Source organism: Microbacterium sp. 70-16 (genome assembly GCF_001898315.1).
GTDB lineage: Bacteria > Actinomycetota > Actinomycetes > Actinomycetales > Microbacteriaceae > Microbacterium.
The window spans coordinates 21,791-33,809 of record NZ_MKTQ01000018.1 but is presented as its reverse complement, the minus strand read 5'-3'; the positions used below and the strand labels follow the sequence as shown (position 1 = coordinate 33,809).

The window sequence follows — 12,019 nt, the reverse complement described above, 5'->3', positions numbered from 1 at the left end:
CTTAGCGCCGGTTCAAACCGGCTGCGGGTCGAGATCCGCTGACCCTGCCGAGTGGCGTCCGCGGCGGGCGCTCACTCAGCGACTCGAACCCCTGACCCCCTGCATGCAGTCCGCGTGCGGGCCGGCATCGCGACGCGCGTCACGTCAGCTTCCGCGATCATCCCGTCAGGCGACCTGAACTCGCTCATCTCCGACGACATACTCAATGGCGAGGCCGCCGCCGACGGCTTCAAGGTAGCTGCGAATGGTCCCGATCTTCGCGCTTTCGAGGTCGCCGTGTTCGATCTTGGACACCTGGCGCTGTCCGACGCCGATCCGCTCCGCAAGTTGGGCCTGCGTCAGGCCTGCCTGCTCGCGCAGTTCACGCAGACGATAGGCGCGAACCTCGGCGAGCATCCGCTCCTTGTGTGCGTCGACGCGCTCCCGATCCACGGGATGGTCGGCGACGAACTCCTTCAAAGACATTGCCATCTCGGTCACTCCTCTCTCAATCTGCGGATGTGCTGGTCGAAAAGGTCGTCGGCCAACGGAATGTTCTTCTTGTACCAGCGGGTCCAGTTCCCAGCTTTGTCGCCCGCGATGAGCATGATCGCCGATCGCTTCGAGTCGAAGGCGAAGAGCGCACGCAGTTCTGAACGACCCGTAGAGCCCGGACGAAGCTCTTTCATATTCTTGTGACGGGATCCCACGACCGTGTCAACGATCGGTCGCCCCAGTTGAGGACCACGTTCCTCCAGGAGTTCGATCGCCGCGACGACTTGCTCTCGAGAGCCCTGATCCAGTGATGCGAGCCAGCCAGCGATCAGCTCGATGTCAACGCTCCACACGCCCAAAGTCTAGACCATGCAGGGTCTAGATGCACGAGCGCGAACTCATCAGTGACGGACTGGTCGAGCCGGGCTTCCGCGCCTGCCAGGGCTTGGTCAGGCAGTCAAGTCAATTCGGTGAGTTCTCGATGACGGGTTCAGATCGGCGTGGCTGCGCCACCCTCGGCGTCGGTTGACTTTCCGCAGCTTGCGCACCACGCGCCGAGAATTTGAACCTGCGACCCCTTGCCGCCGGTTCGAAACCTGCGCGCGGGTCTGCCGTGGTGCGGCGCACCGCCTCGTAACGTAGCCACCTCAGTCGTCGGCACCGCGCATTTCGCGTCGCTGATCTCCACGGAGGAGTTCGATCCGTCCACGAACGATCTCCCGGTGCGTGTCGAGATCGCCAAGATGCGACAGCGCCGCGTCGTCTTCCGAGACCACCATCGGGTTCGATCTGATGACGCCCTCGCCGACCGCGAAGTCCAGGAGCAACTCGATCACCCCGCGCGAGGAGGCGACGACCTTCTCCGACTGAACTCTCTGACTGGCAAGGCGCTGTTCAATCCGCTCCGCGGTGAGCTCGCGGATCTTGAACTTTCCGAAGGCCGGCTGGAGCTGCGTTCGAACGACGCGCTCACATCGGGCATGCGTGGACCCGCTCACATCCGAGTCCCACTGCAGGTCGCCGAGCCACATGTGCGCGAGTTCGTCGAAGGGGTCGTCCGGCGTGAGATATCGCCACGCGTCGAGCTCCGAGAACCGAAGTCGCTCGGCGATTCGGTGTTGCAGGAATGCGCGCGCGTCTGACGCTGTGCTTGCGGTGGCGGTCATCCGTTGGAGTTCTCCATCCCACAGCCGCACCCGTGCACTGGCACGGACGTAACCGCTGGCGACGGTGCGGGTGGTGATCTCGCCGTGCGTGCCCCATTCGAGGGGCGGTCGTCCTGTGCGCATGATGCACCTTCCTTGTCTGTCAGGATCCGAGGACTTCGTCGAGGATGTCGATCGTGATGGGGTCGACTTCGACGGCGGAGACGACGTAGCTCGCACGTGTGATCTGCTCGTTCGCGTGCCCGAGCAGACGCGAGGCGAGCGTGATACCCGCGGCGCGTTCGACGAGAGTCGCCGTCGTCCGTCGATAGAGATGCGTCGTGAACTCGTCGACGTCGACGCCCAACTCCGTGAGCTCCGCCGTGTGGTCTTCTACGAAGGTGCGCAGCAGTCGCTCGTAGTTGCTCACGCTCATCGGCCGGCCCGTTCTCGTCGGGAAGAGGAACGCGTCCTCCCCCGGCCCCGCGAGCACGAGCCGACTGCGGACGGCGGCGGCAGCCAGAGCCGGCAGCGCGATACGTCGACGCTGCCGCGCACGCTTGGGCGCATTCTTGCGGTGCAGCCCTTGCTTCTTGGTGCTCACGATCGTTCCGTCGACGAGGACGGTGGGCGGCGAGGTGGTCATATCGACGTCCTTGCGGCGCAGGCCGATGCACTCCCCCACGCGTGCCGAGGTGCCGAGCATGATGTCCATGCCGTCGATCAGCGCCCGGTAGTTCGGTCTGGGTCCTGGCCCACCGGTCGCCCGCCACCTGTGCATGAGGTCCCGAATCGCGGCGACCTGCTCGGGCGTGAGTACCGAGGTCTTCTTCTCCGGCATCGGTAGCCGCTGCACATCGCGGACGGGATTGCGCGGGATCGCGTCATCCCGAACGGCGTAGCCGCAGATCAGTCCGAGCACGGCGCGGGCCTTGCGGGCCTTCGAGAGCGAACCCTCGCGCATGATGCTCTGGATGATCCGGTCGCACCGTCCGACCGTGAGCTGGTCGAGCGTGACGGCACCGCACACCGGCTTCAGCACCAGTCGCACCGCGGACTCGTAGGACTCGAGCGTCGAGTGCGCGAGGCTCCCGGCATCCGCGCGCGCGTTCGCCTGCACGAGCCACGCATCGGCCGCCTCCGCGATCGTACTCAACCCCGTCAGCGCTCCTGCACCGCCCGATGTCAGCGAACCCGCCAGACGCCGCAGCTCGGCCCGCGCATCCTCTTCGGTGTCACCCGTGGCCTTGAGCTGCCGGAGTTCGCCGGCGTCGTCGCGCATGCGGGCGCGAGCGCGGACGCGGCCTCCGGCGAGCTTCGTGATCTGCACGGCGCCGATCTCGCCGGCCCGGATCCTCGGCCTAGGCATGACGCTGCTCCCGCGCCCACGCGAAGACCTCCGAGAGGTCGTAGCGGACGTGTCGGCCGAGCTTCATGTACGGCGGGCCGACATGGTTGAGGCGCCAGTCCTCGAGCGTGCGCTCCGGCACCTTGATGATGTCGGCGATCTCCGCCTGCGTCTTGAAGTCCGGCGGTGCGATGCCGGAAGCGCCGATGTCCATGCACATCAGGTGCGTCGGCATCCTCCGTGGACACCCGTACGGGACGCCATGAAAGCGTGGAGGTCGGGACACCAACCCGGTGCATGGACGTGCCGAAGGGTATTTGGTCCCGTTTCTGGTCCCGGACCCGATCAGACGGGTGGAGGGGCCTCTGAACGAGGGTGGATTCTGATGCGGAATCCTGCGAAAAACAGTGCTGGGGTACCTGGACTCGAACCAAGAACAACGGATGCCCCGGCAATACCCTAGGTGATACCGTTTCAGTAGCAGTATCTTTTCGGTATGGCCATGACACTGCGACTCCCCGAAGATCTCGACCGCCAGCTCGAAGCGCTCGCCGCTGCGCGCGGAACCTCGAAGCACGCCCTCGTCGTCGAGGGCACCCGCATGCTCGTCGACCTCGAGACGAAGACAGATATTGTCATCGAGGTCGCCGCCAGCGTGCGCGCGCGATACGCCGACCTGTTGAAGCGGCTGGAAGACGCATGACGGTCTATCTCGACCTGCCTCAGGTCGCCGCGATCGCCGCCGAGATGGGCCTGCACGTCCGCGACATCGGGCTGTTGTCGTCTGCCGTGGCGCGCCCGGAGAGCGCGATGTTCGGCGTCGAGGCATACCCCGACCTGTTCACGAAGGCGGCGGCGTTGTTCTCCTCCCTTGCCCAGAACCACCCGTTCTTCGACGGCAACAAGCGGTTCTCGTGGGTCGCGACCCTCACGTTCCTCGAGCTGAATGACGTTGTGATCGACTACCCGATCGACGACGCCTTCGAACTCGTCCTGAGGGTCGCACAGGGGCACCTCGACCTCGAGGAGATCGCCGGTTCCCTGCGCGCCCGCGCCGTGTCAGACTGACCTCACCATGCGCTTCCTCATCCGTGTCGTCATCAACGCCTTCGCCATCTGGGTCGTCACCCTCATCACGGCACTGCAGGTCGTCGTCACCCCATTCGCACCGGGCGAGACGCTACAGTTGGTTCTGACCCTGCTGGCGATCGCCGCCGTCTTCGCGATCGTGAACACGGTCATCGGCACCGTGATCAAGATCGTCGCGTTCCCGCTCTACATCCTCACGCTCGGGCTCATCTCCCTCCTCGTCAACGGACTGCTGCTGTGGATCACCGCGTGGGTCACGACCTCGTGGGGGTGGGGACTCAGCGTCGGCGACTTCTGGCTCGCCGTCGTGGCGGCCCTCCTCATCTCGCTCATCAACTGGGTCTTCGGCATCATCCTGCGCCCCCAGTTGAAGAAGCACTGACGCCGCCCTGGGGCACGTCCAGCCACGGCAGATCCGGGTCGGGCGCCGGTATCGCGGCGGACAGATCGCGGGATGCCCGATACACCGTGGCCTCAACCGAGGTCGCCTGCGCAAGGTCGCCGAAGCGCTCGCGCACGGCATCCATCCGAGGATCGGCCGAGGCGTCGAGCATCCCGGCCGTCTCGCGGTAGCGGTCCAGGCCATGCGGACCGAGCAGGCCGTCGCCGAGCAGCATCGTGCCGGGCGTCTCTCGCGTTGCGACGAAGCTGCCGTCGGCACCGACTCCCGCCGCGAAGCCGCCGTCGGCCAGCGCCGAGACGGGGTCGTCGAGATGGCGCAGCGCGACGCTGAGTGTGCTGTCGTCGACGCTCGCCTGCACGGGGTCGCCGAAGGTCACCAGCAGCGGGACGTCGTAGTTTCCCGACAGCGCGAGGAACGAGGCATCCATCGCGCCCTGCGAATGCCCCGCAAGGTCGACCGTGTCGCCGGGCTTCGCGCCCGCATCGTCGAGCGCCGCCGCGACGGCGTCGTACGACGCACTGTGGGTGCGCGCGTACAGCTGCAGGTTCGAGCCCATGTCCCACGGCTGGGCGCTGGTGCCGAGCGACATCGAGCGGGTGCCGGCGACATAGGCGACGAAGCGGCGCGAGCCGTCGGACATCGTGTAGCGCTCGACCCGCACCTGCCCGCTGCCCTGCGGAATGCGGTCGACGATCTGCACGAGCGACGTGGGCGCGGTCGTGCGTCCAGCGCCGACCGGCTCGACGACGACGGGTTTCGACGGCCCGAGTAGCGGCGTCCGCGGCGGCACCGCGCCGAGCCCGAGCCCCGCGATCACACCCGTGGCGAGCAACGGAGCAAACAGCGACAGCGGGTCGGCGAGGCTGAGCGGCGCGGCATACTGCGTGCGCAGCACGGCGAACGTCTCGGCGCGCCACTGCACCGTCGCGGCGGCGAACCGGGTCAGCACGCCGGGGTGGGTCGCGAGGATCTCGAGGGCGTGAGCGCGCAGCGCGGCGGCGAGCTCGGCATCGCCCGCGACGGCGGCGACGTCGGATGCCGCGGCGAGCTCGGCCACGTCGTAGACGTCGGCCATCTCGGTGAGGTCCGCCGCGAGGCGGCGGGCGCGGGCCGCGGCATCCCTCGCCCTCGCGGTCGGCGAAAACAGCCACACACCGGCGCACAGGAGGGTGCGGCCGGCTGTCTCGAGCAGGTCGCCGGCACGGTCGCACGAGTCGGCGTCGGCGACCAGGCGCGCCGAGGCGGCGCGCAACGTCTCGGTGTCGACGGCGACGATGCCCCCCGAGCGGATATCGAGCGTCGCATCGGTCGGCGCGGCGCGGTGGGGTGTGCTCGGCACGGCCGTGCCACCGTAGGGATCGACATCGAGGAGGTCACTGTCAGCGCTCATCCGCCCACCGCCACTCGCGCCGCCTCGTAGCGCTGCGCATCGACGAGGTCACCGTCGACGGCGTCGATCGCCCCGACGAGCGCCGCCAGGTCGTCCGCGAGCCGCGCGACGCCCGCCGCGTACGCGTCGGTCGCGCGCGAGCGCCACTGCGTGGCATCCGCGACCGACGCGACGCGACGGCGGACGGCGAGCGCTTCGAGGGATGCCTCGTGCAGCAGCCCACGCGCGATGCGCAGGGCCGCGAGGGTCGGCGAATCGGCAGCTGTCATGCAAGCGAGTGTGACCGCCGCGGGCCCCGCGTGGGGGCCGCAGATGCGGATCGGTGGACAGTTGCGGAAGATTCCGCATTGTGGAGGAGGCGATGCCCCCTTTCGGTGCGCGGGAGACCGGCGCACAATAGGTCGAGTGTTGCGCCGCGTCGAGCCCTTCCGTGTCGCCTTCGTGTGCACCGGGAACATCTGCCGGTCGCCGATGGCCGAGATCGTGTTCCGCGACCTCGCCGAGCGCACGGGGTTGGGTTCGTACGTGGCATCCACCAGTTCAGGCACCGGGGATTGGCATGTCGGCGAGCGCGCCGACGCGCGCACGATCGAGGCGCTCGGGCGGCGCGGCTACGACGGCGAGCACCATCGCGCGCGGCAATTCAGCCTCGAGGACTTCGAGCGCAACGACCTCATCGTCGCGCTCGACCGCTCGCACGAGCGCATCCTGTCGAGTTGGGCGCGCACAGGTGAGGATGCCGACAAGCTCGCCCTGCTGATGTCGTTCGACGCCGCTCCCGACCGCGTTCTCGACGTGCCCGACCCTTACTATGCGGGGCCGGAGATGTTCGACGAGGTCCTCGTGATGATCGAGGGTGCCGTGCGGGCGCTCTTCCGCCAGCTCGAACCCGCGATCCGCCCGGCCGTCTGACCCGGCGCAGCGCGCCCTCGCGATGCGCCGGTTCGGCGATGCCGGCCATCTGACCCGGCCGTCCGGCCGTCTGACCCGACGCCACCCGGCCTCGCCGCGGGCACTCCCAGCGGGCCGACCGCAATAACTCAGGAACGGCGCTCCGCGCGCCGCCCGTCCGCCGCGGAATCCCGGGGCCGGCCGCGGCCGGACTCACCGCTTCTCCTGAGTTATTGCGGTGGCCGGCCCCGCAGTGCCCCGGGCGGCGGCCGCCGGGCGGTCACGGGGCGGATGCAGGGCGGCCACAGGGCGGTGCCGCGCGGCCCGCGAGCGGGGCGAATCGCGGCCTCGGTATGATCGGAGGCGCGTTCCTCACCGATCGGAGCACGTCTCGTGACCTCAGCGCGTCCCCTTCCGCCGCAGCCCCTGAGCCCCCTCGACGGCCGGTACCGCGCCGCCGTGACGGGCCTCGCCGACTACCTCTCCGAGGCGGGCCTGAACCGTGCCCGCGTCGAGGTCGAGGTCGAGTGGATCATCACCCTCACCGACCGCGCACTGTTCGGCTCGACGCCGCTGACGGATGCCCAGAAGCAGAGCCTGCGCGCGCTGTACCGCGACTTCGGCCAGGCCGAGATCGACTGGCTCGCCGAGAAGGAGGCCGTCACGCGCCACGACGTGAAGGCCGTCGAGTACCTGGTGCGTGACCGGCTGGCATCCCTCGGGCTGGATGCCGTCGCCGAGCTCACGCACTTCGCGTGCACGAGTGAGGACATCAACTCGGCCTCGTACGCGCTGACGGTCAAGCGCGCCGTCGAGAACGTGTGGCTGCCCAAGCTGCGCGCCGTCACCGCCGCGATCGGCGATCTCGCCCGCGAGCACCGCGACGCCGCGATGCTCTCGCGCACGCACGGCCAGCCGGCGACTCCGTCGACGATGGGCAAGGAGCTCGCGGTCTTCGCATGGCGTCTGGACCGGGTCGCGCAGCAGATCGAGGGCGGCGAGTTCCTCGCGAAGTTCTCCGGTGCGACCGGCACGTGGTCGGCGCACCTGTCGGCGGCTCCCGACGTGGATTGGCCGGCCGTGTCGCGGGAGTTCATCGAGGGCCTCGGCATCCACTTCAACGTGCTGACGACGCAGATCGAGTCGCACGACTGGCAGGTCGAGCTGTACGACCGGGTGCGCCACGCGGGCGGCATCCTGCACAACCTCGCGACAGATGTCTGGACCTACATCTCGATGGGGTTCTTCGCGCAGATCCCCGTCGCGGGCGCGACAGGGTCGTCGACGATGCCGCACAAGATCAACCCGATCCGGTTCGAGAACGCCGAGGCCAACCTCGAGATCGCGGGCGGGCTGTTCGCGACGCTCGCCTCGACCCTCGTCACGAGCCGCATGCAGCGCGACCTGACCGACTCGACGACGCAGCGCAACATCGGCGTCGCGTTCGGGCACTCGCTGCTCGCGCTCGACAACCTGCAGCGGGGGCTCACCGAGATCCTGCTCGCGCGCGACGTGCTGCTGGCCGACCTCGACGCGAACTGGGAGGTGCTCGCCGAGGCGATCCAGACGGTCGTGCGGGCCGAGATCGTCGCGGGCCGCTCGCAGATCACCGACCCGTACGCGCTGCTGAAGAACCTCACCCGCGGGCGCCGAGTCGGCGGGCCCGAGCTGGTCGAGTTCGTGCAGGGTCTCGACATCGGGCCGGATGCCAAGGCGCGCCTGATCGCGTTGACGCCGGCGACCTACACGGGTCTGGCCGACCGCCTCGTCGACGAGCTGTAGGCGGGGCGTTTCGTCTCGCGCCTGCGGTGTTCGTAATTCAGTCTCCACGCGTCGTGTGACCGCGAATCGGCCCGATTTCGGGTGATCCGGGCGCGATGGGGCTGAGTTACGAACGGAGAACGAGTGCGCCCGGCGGGCGCGGCGCGGCGGCGGGCGGGCGCCGGGGTCAGGCGCGGGGGGTGTCGGATGCCGGGGGCTGTGCCTCGGGCTCTTCGTCGCCCGGCAGCAGCACGCCCTGGTCGACAGGCTTCGCGATCTGCGCGGGGTCGACGGCGAGCATCAGCAGCGCGATGATGACGAGCGTCGCGATGAACGAGATCCCCGCCACGACGAGCGCGACGACCCCGACGTGCGCGCGCTGGTCATTGCTCAGGTCCTGGAAGAACCCCATCGACACGAGCGCGATGACGCCGCCGAAGATCGCCGCCGCGAAGGCGAACCCGAGAAGCTGCACGGGCTTCATCAGGTCACGACGGGTGGGGCGTTCCTCGCTCATGCGGTCTCTCCTGCAGGGTGTGCCGGCGCGTCGTCGGCGCCCGCTGTCGTGACGGCCGGCGCGCGCTCCGCGCGTCGCGGCGAGAAGCCGGCGATGCCCAGGAACACCGCGACGATCGCGGCGTATCCGCCGAACAGGCCGACGCCGATCGTGATGCCCGTCAGCGTGAAGCTGGCGTCGGCTTCCTTGATGAAGTACGTGAGGCTGTAGGCGGGGTTCACCAGCAGCAGCGCGACGGCGAGCGCGAGCGTGATCGCCCCGATGAGCACGGCATCCCGAGCCGCCGGGTCACCCGTGCGTCGCCTGCGCAGCCCCGAGATCAGCTCGATCAGTCCCGACAGCGCGGCCCATGCGATCACGACGACGAAGAACATCGTCGTCGTGCGCAGGGGCGGGATGCCCGTGGCCATGCCCGCGAGCAGCGTCACGATCCCGAGCAGCACGGCCGTGCCGCGGCTGCCCGACGGATAGACAAGCCAGGCGGCGGCGAAGAAGATGATCGCCGTCGCGATCGCGAACCCGCTGAAGATCGCAAGACCCACCGGCGCGGAGTGATCGGTCGAGAAGGTGATCATGAGCGCCGCCAGCGCCGCGAAAGCGGCGCGGGCGAGCTGCAGGTGACGCACCTCGAAGGTGCGCGGCGCGGCATCGGTCACAGGGAGCTCATCCGAACGGGTGGAAGACGGAACACCCCCAGTCTAGGCCGTGGTCCCGCGGGGCCGCCCGCGGCTACGCCACCGCCTGCGCGACCAGGGCGCGGATGCGCGCCTTCACGGCATCCGTCACCTTCACGACCGCGAACGAGACCGGCCACATGTCGCCGTCATCGAGGTGGGCCGTGTCCTCGAAGTTGAGCGTCGGGTAGCGCGTGTCGAACTTCGTCGACGGCTGCACGAAGATGACGACCTTGCCGTCGCTCGCGTACGCGGGGAACCCGTAGAACGTCTTCGGGTTCAGGCCCGGAGCCTCCTCCGCGACGATGCGGTGCACCTCGCGGGCGAGGTCGCCGTCGACGCCGCTCAGTGCGTCGATCGCCTCGGCGCAGGCCTCAAGCTCCTTCGCGAGCTTCGCGGCACCCTTCAGGCCCTTCGTCGTGCGCAGTTCTTCGGCCCGCTGCTTCATGGCGGCGCGCTCTTCGGCGCTGAACCCGCTCTTGGTGTCGGCCATGTCAGGCCTCCTTCTTGTTCTGCTGGATGCGGATGAGGTTGCCGGCGGGGTCGCGCACGGCCGCATCGCGGATGCCGTAGTCCTGGTCGATGGGCTCCTGCACGATGTCGGCACCGGCCGCCTCGATCGCCGCGAACGTCGCGTCGAGGTCGTCGGTGGCGAGATTGACGCCGAAGTAGCTGCCCTTCGTGACGAGTTCGAGAAGCGTCTGCTTCTCTTCGTCTGACACGTCGTAACCGACGCCGACCGGGTGCAGCACGATCGCCGTGTCGGGCTGATCAGCGGGCCCGACGGTGATCCAGCGCATGTCTTCGTAGCCGACGTCGAGACGCACCTCGAAACCGAGGACGTCGCGGTAAAAGGTGACGGATGCCTCGGCATCCGTGTGCGGCAGGAAACTGGAGTGGATGGTGATGTCCATGCGCATCACGATATTCACTCGGATGCCGCGGGTGCTTCTCGATTCCTGATCGGTCTCGTGAGGTTCTTGGCGATGCACGGCAGCATGCCCGGACGGAACGGCGCGCCCTGCTCTCGGTAGACGCTCGGCGCGACGCCGACGAGTTCGCTGAAACGCGTCGAGAAGGTGCCGAGCGACTGGCATCCGACCGCGAAGCAGATCTCGGTGACGGACCGATCGGTCGTGCGCAGCAGGGTCATGGCGCGCTCGATGCGCCGCGTCATGAGGTAGGCGTACGGCGATTCGCCGTAGGCGAGCTTGAACTGGCGCGACAGGTGGCCTGCCGACAGGTGTACGTCGCGGGCGAGCGATTCGACGTCGAGGGGCTGCGCGTAGGCGCGGTCCATGCGGTCGCGCACGCGGCGCACGCGCACGAGGGTGTCGAGGTCGACGCGACCGGTCACGCTGCGCGGATCGCCTCCACGGCGCGCAGCACCGCGAGGCTGCGCTGCTGGTCGGGCGCCGCGTCGGCTTCGCCGCGCACGAGCTCGGCGAAGCGCGCGACCTCGTAGACCATGTTGTTCGCGGCGCCGTCGACCTCGTGCACCGTGGGCGCGCCGCCGCGGACGCTCAGCGTGATGCGGCGCGGCATCGTGATCTCGTCGATCTCGATCGTGCCGAGCTCGCCCTGGATCTCGTTCGGGCGGTGCGAGAAGCCGATCTTCGAGAACGACACCTGGGCGACGTGCTCGGGGTAGCCGAGGACAGCCGCGCCCGCGCCGTCGGCGCCCGTCGCGATCGTGACCATGCGTCCGGCGACGGATGCCGGGGCCCCGAAGAGGTGGATGAGGGCGCTCAGGGGGTACACGCCCAGGTCGAAGGCGGCACCGCCCGCGAGGGCGGGGTCGAAGATGTTGGGCGTCTCGCCGGCCAGCACGAGGTCGTAGCGCGCGGAGTACTGCGACTGCCCGAACGAGGCGAGCCGCACCTGCCCGATCTCGGGGAGGAGTTCTGCGACCCGGCGCATGCCGGGGTCGTAGACGTTGCGCATGCCCTCGAACACCACGACGTCACGAGCCCGGCCGGCCGCCACGAGGGCCTCGAACTCGGCGGCCGTGGGAGTTGCAGGCTTCTCGAGGAAGACATGCACGCCCGCGGCGATGGACATTTGCGCTTGCGCCGCGTGTGCGCCGTTGGGCGACCCGACGTAGACGGCGTCGATGTCGCCGGAGGCGAGGAGGGCCTCGAGGTCGCTGCTGGCACCCGCGACACCGAGCTTGTCGGCGAAGGCGCGGCCACGCGCCGCATCGCGCGAGAACACGGTGTCGATGCGGATGCCGGGGGTCTGCGCGACGGCATCCGCGAACCGCTCGGTGATGGTGCTGGTGCCGATGGTCGCGAGTCTGATCACCCGTCCAGCCTACGGCGGTTGCC

18 protein-coding genes are annotated in these 12,019 nt (G+C 68.8%); 5 read left to right on the top strand and 13 right to left on the bottom strand.

The window, feature by feature from the left end; translation table 11 throughout:
* Positions 1 to 165 precede the first annotated feature (165 nt).
* The 5 genes from BGO46_RS09305 to BGO46_RS09285 form a co-directional block, all read right to left on the bottom strand.
* Positions 166 to 471, bottom strand: coding sequence for a helix-turn-helix transcriptional regulator (locus BGO46_RS09305; RefSeq protein WP_292678037.1), 306 nt, complete (start codon positions 469 to 471; stop codon positions 166 to 168).
* Between the two features lie 5 nt (positions 472 to 476).
* Positions 477 to 827, bottom strand: a complete 351-nt coding sequence (locus BGO46_RS09300) for a type II toxin-antitoxin system RelE/ParE family toxin (protein WP_292677950.1) — start codon at positions 825 to 827, stop codon at positions 477 to 479.
* A 294-nt stretch (positions 828 to 1,121) separates the two neighbouring features.
* Positions 1,122 to 1,763 carry a hypothetical protein gene (locus BGO46_RS09295; RefSeq protein ID WP_292677952.1) on the bottom strand — a complete coding sequence of 214 codons (642 nt, stop codon included), beginning with the start codon at positions 1,761 to 1,763 and terminating at the stop codon, positions 1,122 to 1,124.
* Positions 1,764 to 1,782: 19 nt separating this feature from the next.
* The gene (locus BGO46_RS09290) at positions 1,783 to 2,988 is read right to left on the bottom strand and encodes a site-specific integrase (protein ID WP_292677954.1); all 1,206 of its coding nucleotides are present in this window, start codon (positions 2,986 to 2,988) and stop codon (positions 1,783 to 1,785) included.
* Entirely contained in the window at positions 2,981 to 3,181 is a 201-nt protein-coding gene (locus tag BGO46_RS09285; protein WP_292677956.1) for a helix-turn-helix domain-containing protein, read from the bottom strand. The genes BGO46_RS09290 and BGO46_RS09285 overlap by 8 nt, the downstream gene beginning before the upstream one ends.
* A gap of 288 nt (positions 3,182 to 3,469) precedes the next feature.
* Here BGO46_RS09285 and BGO46_RS09280 point away from each other — a divergent pair, with 288 nt between their 5' ends.
* The 3 genes from BGO46_RS09280 to BGO46_RS09270 are packed head-to-tail and all read left to right on the top strand — an operon-like array spanning position 3,470 to position 4,438.
* A complete protein-coding gene (locus tag BGO46_RS09280; protein WP_292677958.1) occupies positions 3,470 to 3,670 on the top strand; it encodes a ribbon-helix-helix protein, CopG family in 201 nt (66 codons plus the stop codon).
* Complete coding sequence (locus BGO46_RS09275; protein ID WP_292677960.1) at positions 3,667 to 4,035, top strand: type II toxin-antitoxin system death-on-curing family toxin; 369 nt, start codon at positions 3,667 to 3,669, stop codon at positions 4,033 to 4,035. The genes BGO46_RS09280 and BGO46_RS09275 overlap by 4 nt, the downstream gene beginning before the upstream one ends.
* A gap of 7 nt (positions 4,036 to 4,042) precedes the next feature.
* Positions 4,043 to 4,438, top strand: coding sequence for a phage holin family protein (locus BGO46_RS09270; protein WP_292677962.1), 396 nt, complete (start codon positions 4,043 to 4,045; stop codon positions 4,436 to 4,438).
* On the opposite strand, the gene BGO46_RS09265 is transcribed toward BGO46_RS09270, so the two are convergent.
* Complete coding sequence (locus BGO46_RS09265; protein ID WP_292677964.1) at positions 4,407 to 5,849, bottom strand: hypothetical protein; 1,443 nt, start codon at positions 5,847 to 5,849, stop codon at positions 4,407 to 4,409. The two genes, BGO46_RS09270 and BGO46_RS09265, sit on opposite strands and share 32 nt — an antisense overlap.
* Positions 5,846 to 6,118, bottom strand: a complete 273-nt coding sequence (locus tag BGO46_RS09260; protein WP_292677966.1) for a hypothetical protein — start codon at positions 6,116 to 6,118, stop codon at positions 5,846 to 5,848. The genes BGO46_RS09265 and BGO46_RS09260 overlap by 4 nt, the downstream gene beginning before the upstream one ends.
* Positions 6,119 to 6,257: 139 nt before the next feature.
* On the opposite strand from BGO46_RS09260, the gene BGO46_RS09255 reads away from it, so the two are divergent.
* Both BGO46_RS09255 and purB read left to right on the top strand, forming a co-directional pair.
* Entirely contained in the window at positions 6,258 to 6,761 is a 504-nt protein-coding gene (locus tag BGO46_RS09255) for a low molecular weight protein-tyrosine-phosphatase (RefSeq protein WP_292678039.1), read from the top strand.
* 372 nt (positions 6,762 to 7,133) lie between these two features.
* A complete protein-coding gene (purB, locus tag BGO46_RS09250; protein WP_292677967.1) occupies positions 7,134 to 8,522 on the top strand; it encodes an adenylosuccinate lyase in 1,389 nt (462 codons plus the stop codon).
* A 166-nt stretch (positions 8,523 to 8,688) separates the two neighbouring features.
* Here purB and BGO46_RS09245 read toward each other — a convergent pair whose 3' ends face one another.
* The 6 genes from BGO46_RS09245 to BGO46_RS09220 form a co-directional block, all read right to left on the bottom strand.
* A complete protein-coding gene (locus BGO46_RS09245; protein WP_292677969.1) occupies positions 8,689 to 9,018 on the bottom strand; it encodes an amino acid transporter in 330 nt (109 codons plus the stop codon).
* Positions 9,015 to 9,674, bottom strand: coding sequence for an acyl-CoA synthetase (locus tag BGO46_RS09240; RefSeq protein ID WP_292677971.1), 660 nt, complete (start codon positions 9,672 to 9,674; stop codon positions 9,015 to 9,017). Before BGO46_RS09240 ends, BGO46_RS09245 begins: the two co-directional genes overlap by 4 nt.
* A gap of 73 nt (positions 9,675 to 9,747) precedes the next feature.
* Entirely contained in the window at positions 9,748 to 10,185 is a 438-nt protein-coding gene (locus BGO46_RS09235) for a hypothetical protein (protein ID WP_292677972.1), read from the bottom strand.
* 1 nt (position 10,186) lies between these two features.
* Entirely contained in the window at positions 10,187 to 10,606 is a 420-nt protein-coding gene (locus BGO46_RS09230; RefSeq protein ID WP_292677974.1) for a VOC family protein, read from the bottom strand.
* Between the two features lie 14 nt (positions 10,607 to 10,620).
* Entirely contained in the window at positions 10,621 to 10,992 is a 372-nt protein-coding gene (locus tag BGO46_RS09225; RefSeq protein ID WP_292678041.1) for a helix-turn-helix transcriptional regulator, read from the bottom strand.
* 53 nt (positions 10,993 to 11,045) lie between these two features.
* Positions 11,046 to 11,996 carry a Gfo/Idh/MocA family oxidoreductase gene (locus tag BGO46_RS09220; protein WP_292677976.1) on the bottom strand — a complete coding sequence of 317 codons (951 nt, stop codon included), beginning with the start codon at positions 11,994 to 11,996 and terminating at the stop codon, positions 11,046 to 11,048.
* Between the last annotated feature and the right edge of the window lie 23 nt (positions 11,997 to 12,019).